This is a genomic window from Thioalkalivibrio sp. AKL6 (assembly GCF_000376905.1).
Lineage (GTDB): Bacteria > Pseudomonadota > Gammaproteobacteria > Ectothiorhodospirales > Ectothiorhodospiraceae > Thioalkalivibrio > Thioalkalivibrio versutus.
Genome location: NZ_AQXS01000009.1, coordinates 116,832 through 133,636, shown reverse-complemented (window position 1 = coordinate 133,636; position 16,805 = coordinate 116,832). Strand labels below are relative to the sequence as shown.

Genomic DNA, 16,805 nt, shown 5'->3' with positions numbered 1-16,805 from the left:
GAGGCAAGCCCCGTGTCCGAACAAGACAACCCCAAGCCGCAGAACCTGAAGACCAGCGAACGCCTGGTCTGGCTCGGCTTCATGCTGTTTTTCGTGGTCGTCCTGGCGATCTACATCGCGCGCGGCGATGGGCTCGAACAGGACCTCGCGGAGGCCAACCGCGATCTGCTGCAGGCGCAGATGCAGCTGCAGCAATACACCCGCCACGAGATCCCGCGTCCGGTGGAACTGGGCCTGACCAATGCCCATCTCCAGGACCTGCAGCGTCGCGGCATGGTGCGCCCGAACGAGCGTCTCGCCGATGACCTGATGCAGCAGACCGGCCTGATCCCGCACGAGGCGCCGGAAGGCGACGCATACGCGTTCCGCCGCGACGGCATCCACGTCCTGAACAACCAGTGGGTCCTGGCGAACTTCGAGGGCGATTCGGCGCACGGCCAGCTACTGCTGGCCTACGAGGTCGTCCACGGCAACGTCCACTGGGAAGTGCTGGAGTCCACGCTGGACCGGATCTGAAGGCGGGCCAGGCGGCACACAGACGCGCCCCGCCCCCGCACTCCGGGAACCGGAGCGCGGGGTGAACTCAGCGGTCGGCGCGGGCCAGCGCGGCCAGGTGCTCGCGGGCGGCCGCAGCCTGGCGGCGCACCTGTTCCGGGGCGGTCCCCCCCGTGAGGTTACGCGCGGCGGCCGAGCCCTCGGGCGTCAGCACCGTGAACACGTCCTCACCCACCGCCGGGCTGATCGCCTGCAGGTCCGCCAGCGGCAGCTCCGCCAGATCCACCCCGCGCTCCTGCGCAATACGCACCGCTCGCCCGACGACCTCGTGGGCATCGCGAAAGGCCACACCGCGCCCGACCAGGTAGTCGGCCAGATCGGTCGCCGTGGCGAAGCCCTTGCGCGTCGCCGCCAGCGTATTCTCCCGCCGTACCTCAAGGTTCGGCACCATGTCGCCGAACGCACGCAGCGAGCCCAGCAGGGTGTCGACGGTGTCGAACAGCGGTTCCTTGTCTTCCTGATTGTCCTTGTTGTACGCCAGCGGCTGGCTCTTCATCAGGGTCAGCAGCGACATCAGGTGGCCATAGACCCGACCGGTCTTGCCCCGCACCAGTTCGGGTACGTCCGGGTTCTTTTTCTGCGGCATGATCGAGGAGCCGGTGCAGTAGCGATCCGGCAGCTCGATGAAGGCGAACTGGGCGCTGGTCCACAGCACCAGCTCCTCGGCCTGACGCGACAGGTGCATCATCAGGGTCGCGGCGGCCGCGGTGAATTCGATGGCGAAGTCACGATCGGAGACCGCGTCCAGGGAGTTGCGGGTGACACTGTCGAAACCCAGCAGCTCGGCGGTGTATTCACGATCCAGCGGATACGGCGTACCGGCCAGCGCGGCGGCGCCCAGCGGCAGGATGTTCACCCGGCGCCGCGTATCCCGCAGACGCTCGGCATCGCGCTCCAGCATCTCGTACCAGGCCAGCATGTGATGGCCGAAGGTGACCGGCTGCGCGGTCTGCAGGTGGGTAAAGCCGGGCATCACGGTATCCGCCTCACGCTCGGCCAGGGCCACCAGGCCATCCTGATAGCCGCGGATCAGGCGCAGGACATCGTCGATGGCCGCGCGCAGCCACAGGCGGATGTCGGTCGCAATCTGGTCATTGCGCGAACGCCCGGTATGCAGTTTCTTGCCGACATCGCCGATGCGTTCGATCAGGCGCGCCTCGATGTTCATGTGCACGTCCTCGCGCCCGACCTGCCAGTCGAACTCGCCGGCGGCGATCTCGTCGCGGATCGCATCGAGCCCCGCAAGGATCTGCTCCGCCTCGGCCTGCGTCAGCACCCCGACCTTGGCCAGCATGCGCGCATGCGCCTGTGAGCCCTGGATGTCTTCGCGGTACAGACGCCGGTCGAAATCCACCGACGCGGTGAAGCGCTCGACGAAGGCATCGGTCGGTTCGGAAAAGCGCCCGCCCCACAGCTTGGCCTCACCGGGGGCGGCAGGCGTGGCGGCTGGCTTGTCGTGCGGGGAATCCTGCGTCATGGTGCATCCTGAAGCGGGTGGGGAAAGACACGGAAGTATACGGGCACAGCCGGGGAGTGAACATGGCGCGATCCGGCGCCCGTTTGTGCACGGCAACAGGGGGGAGTGTTACGCATGGCCCAGGGGGAAACCATCAGGGACACCACCAGTGGGCTCTCGCCGCTGCCCGATTTCTGCAGCGCGGAGACATTGCTGCGCGTGCTCATGGTGGCCGTGCTGCTGGCACTGGCCGTGGCCCTGTTGCGCGGCGGCGGTCAGGACTGGCTCTCGGCCCTGGCGCTGCACGCGCTGTTCATCTTCTGGGTGGCACTGACCAGCCTGTTGATCCTGTGCGGGCTCAAGAGACCGCTGCAGCGACTGCCGCTGACCGCCCAGATCGTGCTGCCGCCCTTGGTTCCCATCGCCAACACCGCCATCGTCTATCGCCTCGCGGAGGAACTGGTGCTGGCCGACCCGGCGCTGCGCTGGCCGGTGATCGGTGTCGCCACCATCCTCAGCCTGATGGCCATGCACTACCTGTACCTGCAGGCGGCCTGGCAACGCGAAACCCGGGCCGTGGCAGCGGCCCGGGAGCAGGCCATGCGCGCCCGCCTGCGCCCGCATTTTCTCTACAACAGCATGAACACCATCGCCGGGCTGTGTCGCAGTGATCCTGCGCGTGCGGAACAGGTCACCCTGGATCTGGCGGATCTGTTCCGCGCCACATTCGCCACCGGCGACCGCCACTCGCTGCGTGAGGAGCTGGACCTGGTCCGCGCGTTCCTCGAGATCGAACAGACCCGTTTCGGCGAACGCCTGGTCCTCGACTGGGACTGCCCCGACCACCCGGGCCTGGATCTCGATGTGCCCACGCTGATCCTGCAACCGCTGGCGGAGAACGCGATCCAGCACGGGATCGCACCCGCACGCGGCGCAGGGCGCATATGGGTGCGCTGCCGCATGGATTCCGGACGGGTCACGGTGACCATCGGCAACACCGTGGATCCACACGCACGCGGCGAGGGGACCGGCACCGCCACCGATGCGGTACGCCTGCGGCTGCAGCACGCCTTCGGCGGGCAGGTACACTTCGAGGCCGAGGCCGAGGTCGAGCGGTTCGAGGTCCGGATCCGTTTGCCGCTCGCGAACCGGGGGGAAACCACATGAACAACGCTCGACTGGAGTTATTGATTGCCGACGACGAACCGATTGCCCGTCAACGCCTGACCGCGCTCGCCCAGGAGTTGGGGCATCGGGTGGTGGCGCAAGCTGCGCATGCCGGCGAGGTCGAGATGCAATTGCAGGACCACGCGCCGGATGCCCTGCTGCTGGATATCAACATGCCCGGGGAAACCGGGCTGGAACTCGCGCGGCGTCTGCATGCGGAAGATCCCGCGCTGACGGTGATCCTGGTCACCGCACACGACCGCTTTCCGCTGGAGGCGTTCGAGGCCGGGGTGCGCGACTACGTGCTGAAGCCGGTGCGCCGCGAACGGCTGGAACAGGCGTTGCAGCGTGCGGTGCAGCAAAAACAGGACCGGCCCGAGACCTTCCCGAACGAGGTCCACATCACCGTCGGCCGGCGCGAGGAACGCGTACCGCTGGAACAGGTGGACATCTTCATCGCGGAGGGCGGTTACGTCATGGCGCGCTCGGCACGCCTGGCCGGCTTCGTCGACACCCGCCTGCGCGAACTGGAGGGCCTGTACGGCCCCGCCCTGTTGCGGGTCCACCGCGGCTGCCTGGCGGTGAAGGCCTCGGTCAAGGGCGTCGAAAGCCTCGGCCAGACCGACCACCGCCTGCTGTTCCACGACGACCTGGACCCCATCCCCATCAGCCGCCGCCAGCTGCCACGAGTGCGCGATTACCTGCGCAACGGGACCTGAGAGGGCCGCACACCCCTGCGGGATTCGGGGCGCGAAGCATTCGCCGTTATACTAGTCCGTTTGAACGCCCGGCCGCTCGCGCCGTGGCTCGCCCGGACAATCCATGAAGCCTGTACGCATCGCCACCCGAAAGAGCCCGCTTGCCATGTGGCAGGCCGAACACGTCGCCGCCCGTCTGCGCGCCCGTGAGCCGGAACGCCCGGTTGAACTGGTGGGCATGACCACCCAGGGCGACCGTGTCCTGGACTCCCCGCTGGCGCGGATCGGCGGCAAGGGCCTGTTCGTGAAGGAGCTGGAGATCGCGCTGCTGGAGGACCGCGCCGACATCGCGGTGCACTCGGTGAAGGACGTGCCGATGGAGCTGCCCGAGCAGCTCGAACTGCCGGTGATCCTCGACCGCGAGGACCCGCTGGATGCGTTCGTGTCCAACCAGTACGCACATGTCGACGAGCTGCCGCAGGGGGCCCGGGTTGGCTCCTCTAGCCTGCGCCGGCAGTGCCAGCTGCGCGCGCGGCGACCGGACCTGGAGGTCCGTGACCTGCGCGGCAACGTGAATACCCGCCTGGGCAAGCTGGATGCCGGCGAATACGACGCCATCCTGCTCGCCGCAGCCGGGCTCAAGCGCCTCGGGTTCCATGAGCGGATTCGCAGCTGCCTGGAGCCGGACGTCAGCCTGCCGGCGGTTGGTCAGGGTGCCATCGCCATCGAGTGTCGCGCCGGCGATACCGCCATCGGCGCGCTGATCGCACCATTGAACGATGCGGATACCGCCGACCGCGTGCGCGCCGAGCGGGCCTTCAACCGTCGCCTGGAAGGCGGCTGTCAGGTCCCACTGGCAGCCCATGCGACGCTGGTCGGGGATCAGCTGCACCTGGACGGCCTGGTCGGCGCGGTGGATGGCAGTCGCCTGTTGCGCCGCCAGGTCGAGGGGCCGCGCAGCGACGCCCAGGCCCTCGGGATCCGCCTGGCGGACATGCTGCTGGAACTCGGGGCAGGCGAACTGCTCGCGGCCGCCCATCGCGAACACGGCCAGGACACGAAGGGGTAGACGCATGACCGCATCCGCAGACGACAACACGGTGGTCGACGAGGCCCACGGCCCGCTGGCCGGCCTTGGCATCCTGGTCACCCGGCCGGCCGCCCAGGCAGAGCCGTTCTGTACCGCCTTGACGGCCGAGGGCGCGAGCGTGATCCGCTTTCCCGTGCTGGAGATCCTGGCCCCCAGTGATCCCACCAACCTGCGCGAGGTCCTGGACCGGCTGGCGGACTTCGATATCGCCGTGTTCATCAGCCCGAACGCCGTCCAGCGCGTGCTCAATCTGGCCCTGGCGGAACATTCATGGCCCGCCACCACAAAGATCGCGGCGATCGGCAACCGCACGGCACAGGAACTGAAGGGCTTCGGGCGCCCGGCGGACATCCTGCCGCCGCGACGCTTCGACAGCGAGGCCCTGCTGGCGCAGGAGGCGATGCAGGACGTGGCCGGCAAGCGCGTGGTGATCTTCCGCGGCGATGGCGGCCGCGAATTGCTGGGCGACACCTTGAAGGCCCGCGGCGCCGAGGTGACCTTTGCCGAGGCCTACCGCCGCGGGCGCCCCGAGGGCGATACCGGCGAGCTGATGTACGCCTTCTCGCGCGGGCAGATCGGCGTGATCACCATCACCAGTGGCGAGGGGCTGCGCAACCTGTACGAGATGGTCGGCAAGCTGGGGCGCATGTGGCTGCGCAAGACCCCGCTGGTGGTCGGCAGCGAACGCATCGCGGAGATCGCGCAGGAGCTGGGCTTCAAGGCTGCAGTGGAGACCGCCGAGGATCCCACCGATGCCGCCATGCTGGCGGCGGTCCACCGCCTGGGGGAACGCCTGCGCGCGAATGGGGCCTAGGTTTTTCTACCACAAAGGGCACGAATACAGGAAGAAAGGCGGTTACACCACAGAGTTGGCGCGTCGTCCCCGTGCGGGGCACCAACTCGTCGGTGAACAGACCGAGCCAGGCATCGAGGTCGGGATCAGCGGCTCGCAGAGGAACTGATGCGATTCGCTGCGCTCATCTGCATCCTACGTCCTTATGACGCCATTCCCGGTTTTCTCCGTGACCTCGGTGTCCTCTGTGGTTCAAATGATTGTGACCTTGCCTTTCTTCGTGTCTTCGCGCCCTTCGTGGTGAATAAGCAACGCGGGCACCGGCGCTGTTACTCGGCCGGGGTGGCCGGTTCGAAGCTGTCGTAGTACAGCTGCTCCGGCGGCAGACCGGCCGCCTGGAAGACCTCGCGCGCGGCGTGGATCATCGCCGGTGGCCCGGCCATGTAGACATCAAAGCCGGACAGGTCCGGGTACTCCGACAGCACCGCATCGTGAGGCCAGCCGCTGACGGCCGCAAAGCCGGCGGCGGTCTCGGCCGGCGTATCCGACAGCACCGGCGTGAAACGGAACTGTCCGGCGTGCTCGGCGGTCATCTGCTGCAGCCAGTCCGGGGCATAGATGCCATCGGCGCCGCGGGCGCCCCAGAACAGGTGGTACGGTCGATCCAGTCCCTCGGCGGCCAGATGGTCCAGCATGCCTTTCAACGGACCAAAACCGGTGCCCCCGCCAACGAACAGGCGCGGGCGCGGGGATTCCTCGTCGACGAAAAAGCTGCCCAGCGGCCCCTCGATACGCAGCAGCGCCTTGGGCTTGAGCTCCTCGAACACCATGGTGGAGAAACGCCCGCCCGGCATGTGCCGGACATGCAGGGACAGCTGGGCATCGTCGTGCGGGGCGTTGGCCAGGGAGTAGCTGCGGCGCTCACCCCCCTTGAGCAGGATGTCCAGGTACTGCCCTGCGAGGAACTGGAGGCGCTCGGCGGCCGGGAGCTGCAGACGCAGCTCCATCACGTCGTCGGCCAGGCGGTTCAGGGCCGCCACGCGACACGGCAGGGTCTTGACCACGATGTCCCTGGCTGCGCCGATCTCTTTCACCTCGATCTCGAGGTCGTCCACCGGGACCGCCTGGCAGAACAAGGCCATGCCGTCGGCCAGTTCCGCCTCGCTGATGCCTGGTGGCTTGTTCGGCCCGTGATCAACCTCGCCCTGCAGCACCCGCCCCTTGCAGGAGCCACAGGCGCCATTGCGGCAGCCGTAGGGAAAGGCGAAGCCCTGGCGCAGGCCGGCCTCGAGGACGGTCTCGTCGTCTTCGACCTCGAATACATGGCCACTGGGCTGAATGGTGACATCGAACGCCATCGGAAACCCTCGGTCGCGGAAAGGCCGTTATTCTCGCCGCTGCCGCCCCGAACGCAAGCAACCGCAGTCCGACCGGGTCGGCGCCCTCGGCTACGGATCGTGGCGGGGGTTGGGAGCCAATACCGCAGGCGAGCCCGCCGGATCGGTCGTAACCCGCTGCATCCAGTCGACCAGGCGGGTGGCCGTGGTCGGCCAGTCGGGGGCGTGCAGAATGAGATGCGGCCAGTCGGGGTCGGTCCAGACCTCGGCCTGGCCCTGTGGATGGGCACGGGCGGCCATGTAGACCGACTCGCGCTGGATCGTCCCGTCCTGCTCGCCCCACAGGTACACCACCGGGGCTGTGACGTGGCCGATATGATCCGTGGCGTACTGGGCCAGCCAGACCACGCCGGCATAGGTATCCATGCGCACACGGCGAATGATGCGCGGATCCGTGGAGAAGCGTTCGACCGCGGCGGGCGCGAGGCTGTCGGAGTAGTCGGGGTCGATGGTCAGCGTGAGCCCGCCGGCGAGGACCTCGCTGGTACGCACGGCGGCATCCCAGAAACCCCGAGCGGGGATCCCGCCACGCAGGCCCGGGGCAATGGCCATAACCCCGGCGACCTCCAGTTCCGGATGAGTGGCGAGGCTTGCCAGTGCGGCGGATCCGCCCATGCTCTCGCCCAGCAGGAAAACCGGCCGCTCGGGGTACTCCGCTTGCACCGCGCGGACCATGGCAGCCACGTCGCTGATCAGGGGTTCGGCACCCGGCCAGCGGCCGTGTTGCTCGCTCGTGCCATGGCCGCGCTGATCCAGCGCCTGGACACTGTAGCCGCGATCGGCCAGCCAGGGACCCAGGGCTTCATAGGCACCGGCGTGATCGCGGAAGCTGTGCAGGGCGATCACCACGGCGACGGGTTCTGCGGCCGACCAGCGGCGGACGCGATCGGGGGCGATCGCTGCGCCCGCAGGAGCTTCCTTCACTGGGGTCCCCGCCGCGCGCGCGGTTTCACGCTCCGGGGCGGCCGCACAGGCGGTCAAGGCCAGCAGCAGTACAGCCAGGAGCCCGACCGCGCCCGGGATTCGGCGGCGCGTCACGCCTCATATCCCCAGTTCATCCCAGATCTCGTCCACGCGGCGTTTGACCGCCTCGTCCATGGCGATCGGCCGGCCCCACTCGCGATCGGTCTCGCCCGGCCATTTGGAGGTCGCATCCATGCCCATCTTCGAGCCCAGTCCGGAGACTGGGGAAGCGAAATCGAGATAGTCGATCGGGGTGTTCTCCACCAGGGTGGTGTCGCGGGCCGGGTCCATGCGGGTGGTGATGGCCCAGATCACGTCTTTCCAGTCGCGGGTATTCACGTCGTCGTCGACCACGATCACGAACTTGGTGTACATGAACTGACGCAGGAAGGACCATACGCCCATCATGACGCGCTTGGCGTGGCCCGGGTACTGCTTGCGCATGGAGACGACGGCCATGCGGTAGGAGCAGCCCTCGGGGGGCAGATAGAAGTCCACGATCTCCGGGAACTGCTTCTGCAGGATTGGGATGAAGACCTCGTTCAGGGCCACCCCGAGCACGGCGGGCTCGTCCGGCGGGCGACCGGTGTAGGTGGAATGGTAGATCGGCTGATCACGATGGGTGATGCGGTCGATGGTGAAGACCGGGAACTCGTCCACCTCGTTGTAGTAACCCGTGTGGTCCCCGAACGGGCCTTCCGGCGCAGTATCCCCCGGGTGGATATGCCCCTCGAGCACGAACTCGGCGGAGGCCGGGACCTCCAGGTCGGAACCGATGCAGCGGGTGACCTCGGTTCGACTGCCACGCAGCAATCCGGCGAAGGCATATTCGGACAGGGTATCCGGCACCGGGGTCACGGCGCCGAGGATGGTGGCCGGATCGGCACCCAGGGCAACCGCGATGGGAAACGGCTCGCCGGGGTGGGCCTGGCACCACTCGCGAAAATCGAGGGCCCCGCCGCGATGGGACAGCCAGCGCATGATCACGCGATTGCGCCCAATGACCTGCTGGCGATAAATACCAAGATTCTGGCGCGACTTCTCCGGGCCACGGGTGACCACCAGGCCCCAGGTAATCAGGGGACCGGCGTCTTCCGGCCAGCAGGTCTGGACCGGGAGTTGGCCGAGATCGACCGCATCGCCTTCTATTACATGGCGCTGACACGGCGCCCCGCGGATCTTCTTGGGCGCCATGTCCAGCACCTTGCGAAAGATCGGCAGCTGTTCCCAGGCCGCCTTGAATCCCTTGGGCGGATCCGGCTGCTTCAGGAAGGCGAGCAGGCGCCCGACCTCGCGCAGGGCTTCGACAGAGTCCTCGCCCATGCCCATGGCCACCCGCTCCGGGGTGCCAAACAGGTTGGCGAGCACCGGGATGTCGGAGCCGGTGGGGTTTTCGAACAGCAGGGCCGGGCCGCCGGCGCGCAGGACGCGGTCGGCGATCTCGGTCATCTCCAGGTTCGGGTCCACCTCGCGGGTGATGCGGCGCAGCTCGCCGCGCTGTTCGAGGCCATCAATGAAATCGCGCAGATCCTTGTACTTCACGGGGTCTCCCTCGGGAATGGCCGGTTGGTGCGACCCGGGCCAGGGTTAGGCGGAGAATTCCGCCCAGACCGGGGCATGGTCGGACGGACGCTCCCAGGCACGCGGTTCGCGGTCGATGCCCGCGGCCTGCAGACGGGCCTGCAAGGGAGCGCTGGCGAGGACCAGGTCGATGCGCAGGCCCCGATTGCGACGGAAGGACGCGGCCCGATAATCGAACCAGGAATACTCCTCCGCGGGCTGCTCGAAGGTGCGGAAGGTATCCGTGAGGCCGAGATCGGTCAGCGCGGCCAGGGCCTCGCGTTCCGGCGTGGAGCAAAGGATGCGCTCGTGCCAGGCCTCGGGGTCGTGCACGTCGCGATCATCCGGGGCGATGTTGAAGTCACCGAGGACCACCAGATTCGGGTGCTGCGCAAGCTCGTCGGCCAACCAGGCGTGCAGCCGCGCTAGCCAGTCCAGCTTGTAGGCGTATTTCTCGGTACCGACGTTCTCGCCGTTCACGACATACAGGTTGACCACGCGAACGTCGCCGATGGTGGCGGCGAGGATACGGCGCTGGGCGTCCTCGAGCCCCGCCGGGTCGGTGACCACGTCGGTGGCCTCGCTGCGGGAGATGATGGCCACGCCGTTGTAGGTCTTCTGTCCGGAGAACACGACCTGATAGCCCGCATCGCGGATGGCCGCGGCCGGAAAGTTCTCGTCGGTCAGCTTGGTCTCCTGCAGGGCCAGGACGTCGGTCCGCGAGCTCCCCAGCCAATCGAGGACCTGCGGCAGACGCACCTTGAGCGAATTGACGTTCCAGCTGGCGATCTTCACGCGGCTTTCTCCTCCAGGCCGCTATGGCGCAACAGGGCGTCGATCTGCGGATCGCGCCCGCGGAAGGCACGGAAGGAGTCCGCGGCCGGGCGCGAGGCACCGGCCTCGAGAATCTCGCGCAGGTAGGCCGCCCCCACCTCGGACGAAAACAGACCTTCCTCTTCGAAGCGCCCGAATGCGTCAGCCGACAGGACCTCGGCCCACTTGTAGCTGTAGTACCCCGCGGCGTAGCCGCCGGCGAAGATGTGGCCGAAGCCGTGGGCGAAGCGATTGAACGCCGGCGGATGGACCACCGCGATCTCCTGACGCACGGTCTCCAGGAGCCGCTGGATGTCCGCCGCATTCGCAGGGGCGGGCCCGGCATGCAGGCGCATGTCGAAGAGGGAGAACTCGACCTGGCGCAATAGCTGTAACGCCGTGTGGAAGTGGCGCGTCCCCTGCAGGCGCTGGAACAGGTCCTCGGGCATCGCCTCGCCGGTCTCGTGATGGCGCGCGAACAGATCCAGCGCCTCGCGTTCCCAGCACCAGTTCTCCATGAACTGACTGGGCAGTTCGACCGCATCCCATTCCACGCCGTTGATGCCGGCGATGTCTGGTTCGTCCACCCGGGTCAGCATGTGATGCAGGCCGTGACCGAACTCATGGAACAGCGTAATCACTTCGTCATGAGTGAAAAGGGCGGCCTTGCCGTCCACCGGCGGGGTGGAGTTGCAGGTCATGTAGGCGACCGGCAGCTGGGCTCGGTCCTCGGAGATGAAACGGTTGCGGCAGACATCCATCCAGGCGCCGCCGCGCTTGTTCTTGCGTGCGTAGAGATCGAAGTAAAAGCCAGCGCGTTCGATGCCATTCGCGTCAAAGATGCGATAGAACCGGACGTCGTCGTGCCAGGTCTCGATGCTGTCGTCGGGCTCGAAGCGGACCTGGAACAGGCGCTGGACCAGACCGAACAAGCCGCTGACCGCGCGGTCAGCGGGGAAGTAGGGCTTCAACATCTCCTGGCTGAGGCCCAGGCGTCGCTCACGCATCTTCTCGGCCGCGAAGGCCATATCCCAGGCCTCCAGGGTTCCGAGGTCGAGCTCGTCGCGGGCAAAGGCGCGCAACTCGTCCAGGTCGCGCTCGGCCCGGGGGCGCGCGCGGTGCGCCAGATCCTGGAGGAAGCCTTCGACCTGCTCGGCGCTATCAGCCATCTTGGTCGCGAGCGAGCGCTCGGCGTAGTGGCGAAAGCCCGTCAGCTGCGCTTTCTCCTCCCGCAACTGGAGGATCTCGACCATGATCTCGCTGTTGTCGTGATTGCCGGCGCCGGGCCCGAGGTCAGACGCACGCGTCGTGAAGGCCTCGTACACACGGTAACGCAGGTCGCGATCCTCGGCGTGGGTCATGACTGCGAGGTAGCTGGGGATGTCCAGGGTCACGACAAAGCCCGTCTGGTCGTGATCGCGAGCGTTCTGCGCGAGCATGGCCCGATCGGACTCGGAGATGCCGGCGAGCGCGGCCGCATCATCGGTCTGCCAAGTCCAGGCCTGAGTGGCGTCCAGCACGTTCTCTTCGAAACGTGCAGTCAGCTCCGAAAGGCGGGCGTTGATGGCGCGCAGGCGTTCGCGCTCGGCCTCGGGGAGGTCGACGCCGCTCAGATGGAAATCACGCAGAATGTCATCCAGCACCTTGCGCCGCTGGGGCGAAAGCTGCGCGTACTCTTCACTGTCTGCCAGGCGACGGACCGCCCGGTACAGGCCCTGATGCTGCGAGACCCAGCTGCCGTAATCCGACAACAGGGGGAGGCTGGCGTTGTATGCCTCGCGAATCTCGGGACCGTTCATGACCGCATTGAGGTGTCCGACCGGAGACCAGACGGCATCCAGGCGCGTGTCCAGCGCTTGCAATGGCCGGATCAGCGTGGCCCAAGTCGGGTGATCCCCGACGGCCGCGACCAGCCGGTCAATCTCCGCGCGATTCTCCACCAGGACGGTTTCCACCGCGGGCAGCACATGTTGAGGCTCGATGGCACGAAAGGCGGGCAGCCGGTCGGTCTGCAGCAAGGGGTTGGACACGGTATCTCCAGGGGTCGGGCCAGCAGTGGATTATGCCATTCGGACAGAATGTCCGGCAGGGTGTTCCCGGCAACGGGGTCGTCCGGGCGAAGCTTACGGGCTCGGCGGGCGAACGGGGTGAAAGACGGCATGGCCAGCGAGGCGGGCGAGGAGTCCGTAGGCCCACTGGCGGCGCAGCCCGGCATAGGCATCCACAGCGGCATTGTAGCGGCCGAGGGCCTCAGTAATTGCTTGGTCCAGTGCCGCTACGCGAGGGGGCAGTCGATCGGTCGAATCCGATAAATTATTATATTTATCAATGATTTGCGTTCGTATATGGTCCCATTCGGCGCGGATGGCGCGTTCGCCCCGGGCCAGACCGGGAAGATCGCCGCAGCGTCGCGCTCGCTCCTGTTCCTGGACCACCCGTTGGAGCGCCCGCAGGTCCAGGGGCGGATCGGTCCGGGTCGCGGACCAAGCCCGCTCCAGCAGCCCATTGCGCTGGGTGAGCAGGGTATCGAGTCGAGCCCAGGCCGCGACGACGCGGCGTTCATGGACTGCAAGATGGGTGTACAGGCGAAACGCGACCAGCGCCAGAATCACCAGGACCAGGAGTGCGGCCAGGACCTGCATGGTGCCGGCGGGATCCGTACCTTGGCAGCAAGAACGTCAGATATCGACGTTCTCGGCACTGAGGGCTCGCGACTCGATAAATTCGCGACGCGGCTCGACCTGATCGCCCATCAGGGTGGTGAAGATTTCGTCGGCACGGATGGCATCTTCGACACGGACCTGGAGCAGGCGGCGGGATTCGGGGTTCATCGTGGTGTCCCAAAGCTGGTCGGGATTCATCTCGCCTAGGCCCTTGTAGCGCTGGGTTGCCAGCCCGCGGCGGCCTTCCTGCAGGAGCCATTCCATGGCTTCGGAAAAGCCGTCGATCACGTGGACGCGTTCCCCGCGCTTCATGTACGCACCTTCGTCGAGAAGGGCGTTAAGACGGGCGGACAGGTCAAGTACTGCCTGAAAATCACGCGATGCGAGGGTGTCATCGGTGATGTACTGCGACAGGGCGGCGCCGTGTTCGATGCGGTCCAGGCTCAGCTGCGCCGTGCCTTCATGCTGGGTCACCGGCCCCAGGCTGTAGCGGGTTGCACCCGCCTTGTCGCTGGATAGATTCTCCAGGATGCGGGCAAACCATGCCTGAACCGCAGCGTTGGTTACGCTTCGGGGCTCGGGGATCGCATCGGCCTCGAGCATCGCCCAGAGGATGCGCGAGTCGTACATCCGGCCCAGGCGCTGCACGGCGCGCGCGGCCTTTTGATAGCCCTTCACCAGGTCTTCGAAGGCCTCGCCGGTAATCGGAGGTGCATCCGGGCTGGGATAGAGCGCGGCGCCGTCCAGGGCGAGGGAGATCACGATCTCGCCCATTTCGGCCTCGTCGCGCACGTACTGCTCGCGCTTGCCACGCTTGATCTTGTACAGCGGCGGCTGCGCGATATACACGTGGCCGCGCTCGATCAGTTCCGGCATCTGGCGGAAGAAGAAGGTCAGAAGCAGGGTACGGATATGGGAGCCGTCCACGTCCGCGTCAGTCATGATGATAATGCGGTGATAACGCAGCTTGTCCGGATCGTACTCTTCCTTGCCAATACCGCAGCCCAGCGCCGTGATGAGCGTGCCCACCTCGGCCGAACCCAGCATACGGTCAAAGCGCGCCCGCTCGACATTCAGGATCTTGCCCTTGAGCGGCAGGATCGCCTGGAAATGGCGGTCACGGCCCTGCTTGGCCGAACCTCCGGCGGAGTCACCCTCGACCAGGTAGAGCTCGGACTGAGCCGGGTCCTTCTCCTGACAGTCGGCCAGCTTGCCCGGCAGGCCGGCAATATCCAGCGCGCCCTTGCGGCGGGTGACCTCACGCGCCTTGCGGGCGGCCTCGCGCGCTCGCGCGGCATCCAGCACCTTCTCGGTGATGGCCTTGGCTTCCTGCGGGTGTTCCAGCAGGAAGTTGTTGAGGGCGTCCGACAGCACGCTTTCGACGATCGGCTTGACCTCGGAGGAAACCAGCTTGTCCTTGGTCTGCGAGGAGAACTTGGGATCCGGCACCTTGACCGAGAGCACGGCCGTCAGGCCTTCGCGCATGTCGTCGCCCGCCGTGGCGACCTTGGCCTTCTTGATCAGCCCCTCGTTCTCCAGGTACTGATTGATCGTGCGCGTCAGCGCGGCGCGAAAGCCCGCCATGTGCGAGCCACCGTCGCGCTGCGGAATGTTGTTGGTGTAGCAGAAGATGTTCTCCTGGTAGGAGTCATTCCACTGCAGGGCGATTTCGACTGCGTAGTCCTCGCGCATCTGGTCGGCGTAGACGACCGTGGGATGCAGCGCGGTTTTCTTCTGGTTCAGGTGTTCGACGAAGGCACGGATACCGCCTTCGAAGACAAAGGTCTCCTCGCGGTTGTCCCGGTGGTCGCGCAGCGTGATGCGCACGCCCGAGTTGAGGAACGACAGCTCCCGCAGGCGCTTGGCGAGGATCTCGTAGTGAAAATTGATGTCGGTGAAGATGGTCGGGCTGGGGCGAAACCAGATCTTCGTTCCGTTGCGCTCCGTGGTGCCGGTCACCGCCAGCGGCGCATCCGGGACGCCGAGGTGATAGATCTGTTCGTGGCGCTGACCATCCCGGTGGATCTCCAGGCGGAGCTCTTCCGACAGGGCATTCACCACCGAGACACCCACGCCGTGCAGGCCGCCGGAGACCTTGTAGGAGTTGTTGTCGAACTTCCCGCCTGCATGCAGGACAGTGAGGATGACCTCGGCGGCCGACATACCCTCTTCTTCGTGGATATCCACGGGAATGCCGCGACCGTTGTCCGTAACGGAGACCGCATTGTCCTCGTGGATCGTAACCTCAATACTGTCGCAGTGACCCGCCAGCGCTTCGTCGATCGAGTTATCGACCACCTCGAAGACCATGTGGTGAAGGCCTGTGCCGTCATCGGTGTCACCGATGTACATGCCCGGTCGCTTGCGAACGGCATCCAGGCCCTTGAGGACGCGGATCTGAGAGGAATCGTAGACGGAGGGATCTTGGGCTTCAGTTTCGGACATGCGGGTCAGTCATCCGGCCAGTTGCAGACACGCCAGTATAGCGCAAAGGCGGGGGGCACCGGTGAGGTCACGTACGGGGGTCCAGGAGGGCCAAGAGACCCAAGGCCCGGGCGCATCAGGCTGGGGATTCGGGTGTTACGCGACCATGTTTCACGTGGAACAATTGCCCTGCGGTATCCCCTGCCAGCCCCGGGATGTCATCTCCCACAGCGGTCACCAGGATCTGCCAGCCCGACGCACACAACCCGGACATCAATCCCTCCACTGCCTCGCGATCCAGCTCCGAGACCACATCGTCCAGCAACATCACCGGCGTCCGCCCGGTCTCGGTCTCGAGCATCCATGCCTGCCCGCCCACGAGAGCCGTAACCAGGCGCTTTTGCTCGCCCCGGGAGGCCTCGGCGGCGAGACGACCCGATAGCCGCAAATCGATGTCGGCCCGCTGCGGCCCCGCCTGCGCGAAGCCGCGTTCTTCGTCGCCCTCCCGGCTACGCTCCAGGGCCTCGCTCAGGCTCCTTTCCCGATCCCAGCCCATCCGCGGATTCAAGTTCAAATCGGCTAACCGCTCGCCGAATCCGAACTGCCGGGCGGCCTCCATGGTCGCCGCCTGCCAGGATTCCACGTAACGACGGCGCGCGTCACTGATCGCCTCGCCGAATTCCAGCCAGGGTCGCTCAAACTCGCGAGCCCCCGCGCGGTCCCCCGCGCGCAAGGCGGCATTACGTTGGTCATGGGCCCGCTTCCAGCGCTGCCACTGCCCCCGATACCCCGGGACCGCATGGAAGCAGCCCCAGTCCAGCAAGCGCCTGCGTTCTTCCGGTCCACCCGTCAACAATTCGAAGGAGCCCGCATGCAGCGTTCGCGCCGGCAACCACTCAGCGACCGCCGCATGGCCTTCCATCCAGCGGCCATCGAGCCGCGACCGGCGCGCACCATCCCAGCTAATCCCCAGCCGATGGGAGCCCCCAGCCGGGTCCTTCACTACCGCCCCAATCCACAACCCTTCGGCTCCGCTCCGGCCAACACGACGTAATTGCTGAGTACGGAATGAGCGCCCAGCCGCGAGGATATGCACTGCTTCGAGAATGGAGGTCTTCCCTGCACCATTCGGCCCGACCAGCCGGTTGATTCCCGGCCCCAACGTCAAGGCCTGTTCCTCAAGGTTGCGGACCCCCTGCCACCACAGCGACTCCAGCACGCAGACC

The 16,805-nt window shown here is 66.6% G+C and carries 14 protein-coding genes; 5 read left to right on the top strand and 9 right to left on the bottom strand.

The window, feature by feature from the left end:
• The first annotated feature begins 12 nt into the window (after positions 1-12).
• Positions 13-516 carry a hypothetical protein gene (locus D575_RS0105835; RefSeq protein ID WP_018144979.1) on the top strand — a complete coding sequence of 168 codons (504 nt, stop codon included), beginning with the start codon at positions 13-15 and terminating at the stop codon, positions 514-516.
• 67 nt (positions 517-583) lie between these two features.
• Here the strand turns inward: D575_RS0105835 and argH are convergent, their stop codons facing one another.
• On the bottom strand, positions 584-2,032 hold the full coding sequence (argH, locus tag D575_RS0105830; protein ID WP_018144978.1) for an argininosuccinate lyase: 1,449 nt from the start codon (positions 2,030-2,032) through the stop codon (positions 584-586).
• Between the two features lie 114 nt (positions 2,033-2,146).
• On the opposite strand from argH, the gene D575_RS0105825 reads away from it, so the two are divergent.
• From D575_RS0105825 to D575_RS0105810, 4 genes are all read left to right on the top strand, one after another.
• Positions 2,147-3,178 carry a sensor histidine kinase gene (locus D575_RS0105825; protein WP_018144977.1) on the top strand — a complete coding sequence of 344 codons (1,032 nt, stop codon included), beginning with the start codon at positions 2,147-2,149 and terminating at the stop codon, positions 3,176-3,178.
• Positions 3,175-3,897: a LytTR family DNA-binding domain-containing protein gene (locus D575_RS0105820; RefSeq protein WP_018144976.1), complete on the top strand. Its 723-nt coding sequence runs from the start codon at positions 3,175-3,177 to the stop codon at positions 3,895-3,897. The genes D575_RS0105825 and D575_RS0105820 overlap by 4 nt, the downstream gene beginning before the upstream one ends.
• A gap of 103 nt (positions 3,898-4,000) precedes the next feature.
• Entirely contained in the window at positions 4,001-4,945 is a 945-nt protein-coding gene (hemC, locus tag D575_RS0105815) for a hydroxymethylbilane synthase (protein WP_018144975.1), read from the top strand.
• Between the two features lie 4 nt (positions 4,946-4,949).
• A complete protein-coding gene (locus tag D575_RS0105810) occupies positions 4,950-5,780 on the top strand; it encodes a uroporphyrinogen-III synthase (RefSeq protein WP_018144974.1) in 831 nt (276 codons plus the stop codon).
• A gap of 308 nt (positions 5,781-6,088) precedes the next feature.
• Here the strand turns inward: D575_RS0105810 and D575_RS0105800 are convergent, their stop codons facing one another.
• The 8 genes from D575_RS0105800 to D575_RS0105765 form a co-directional block, all read right to left on the bottom strand.
• A complete protein-coding gene (locus D575_RS0105800) occupies positions 6,089-7,117 on the bottom strand; it encodes a CDP-6-deoxy-delta-3,4-glucoseen reductase (RefSeq protein WP_018144972.1) in 1,029 nt (342 codons plus the stop codon).
• A 90-nt stretch (positions 7,118-7,207) separates the two neighbouring features.
• Positions 7,208-8,194, bottom strand: coding sequence for an alpha/beta fold hydrolase (locus D575_RS0105795; protein ID WP_018144971.1), 987 nt, complete (start codon positions 8,192-8,194; stop codon positions 7,208-7,210).
• Positions 8,195-8,197: 3 nt separating this feature from the next.
• Positions 8,198-9,661, bottom strand: a complete 1,464-nt coding sequence (ubiD, locus tag D575_RS0105790; RefSeq protein ID WP_018144970.1) for a 4-hydroxy-3-polyprenylbenzoate decarboxylase — start codon at positions 9,659-9,661, stop codon at positions 8,198-8,200.
• A gap of 45 nt (positions 9,662-9,706) precedes the next feature.
• Positions 9,707-10,474: an exodeoxyribonuclease III gene (gene xth, locus D575_RS0105785; RefSeq protein ID WP_018144969.1), complete on the bottom strand. Its 768-nt coding sequence runs from the start codon at positions 10,472-10,474 to the stop codon at positions 9,707-9,709.
• Positions 10,471-12,522: a M3 family metallopeptidase gene (locus tag D575_RS0105780; protein ID WP_018144968.1), complete on the bottom strand. Its 2,052-nt coding sequence runs from the start codon at positions 12,520-12,522 to the stop codon at positions 10,471-10,473. Before D575_RS0105780 ends, xth begins: the two co-directional genes overlap by 4 nt.
• 93 nt (positions 12,523-12,615) lie before the next feature.
• Positions 12,616-13,134, bottom strand: coding sequence for a hypothetical protein (locus tag D575_RS0105775; protein WP_018144967.1), 519 nt, complete (start codon positions 13,132-13,134; stop codon positions 12,616-12,618).
• A 36-nt stretch (positions 13,135-13,170) separates the two neighbouring features.
• Positions 13,171-15,600: a DNA topoisomerase (ATP-hydrolyzing) subunit B gene (gyrB, locus tag D575_RS0105770; protein ID WP_018144966.1), complete on the bottom strand. Its 2,430-nt coding sequence runs from the start codon at positions 15,598-15,600 to the stop codon at positions 13,171-13,173.
• Between the two features lie 115 nt (positions 15,601-15,715).
• Positions 15,716-16,798 carry a DNA replication/repair protein RecF gene (locus tag D575_RS0105765; RefSeq protein WP_081612099.1) on the bottom strand — a complete coding sequence of 361 codons (1,083 nt, stop codon included), beginning with the start codon at positions 16,796-16,798 and terminating at the stop codon, positions 15,716-15,718.
• Positions 16,799-16,805: the final 7 nt, after the last annotated feature.

What these genes read in the sequence shown, in the direction of transcription:
- gyrB (WP_018144966.1), bottom strand. Translation starts at nt 15,600, where the DNA reads ATGTCCGAAACTGAAGCCCAAGATCCCTCCGTCTACGATTCCTCTCAG.
- D575_RS0105810 (WP_018144974.1), top strand. Translation starts at nt 4,950, where the DNA reads ATGACCGCATCCGCAGACGACAACACGGTGGTCGACGAGGCCCACGGC.
- D575_RS0105820 (WP_018144976.1), top strand. Translation starts at nt 3,175, where the DNA reads ATGAACAACGCTCGACTGGAGTTATTGATTGCCGACGACGAACCGATT.
- hemC (WP_018144975.1), top strand. Translation starts at nt 4,001, where the DNA reads ATGAAGCCTGTACGCATCGCCACCCGAAAGAGCCCGCTTGCCATGTGG.
- argH (WP_018144978.1), bottom strand. Translation starts at nt 2,032, where the DNA reads ATGACGCAGGATTCCCCGCACGACAAGCCAGCCGCCACGCCTGCCGCC.
- D575_RS0105825 (WP_018144977.1), top strand. Translation starts at nt 2,147, where the DNA reads ATGGCCCAGGGGGAAACCATCAGGGACACCACCAGTGGGCTCTCGCCG.
- D575_RS0105800 (WP_018144972.1), bottom strand. Translation starts at nt 7,117, where the DNA reads ATGGCGTTCGATGTCACCATTCAGCCCAGTGGCCATGTATTCGAGGTC.
- D575_RS0105775 (WP_018144967.1), bottom strand. Translation starts at nt 13,134, where the DNA reads ATGCAGGTCCTGGCCGCACTCCTGGTCCTGGTGATTCTGGCGCTGGTC.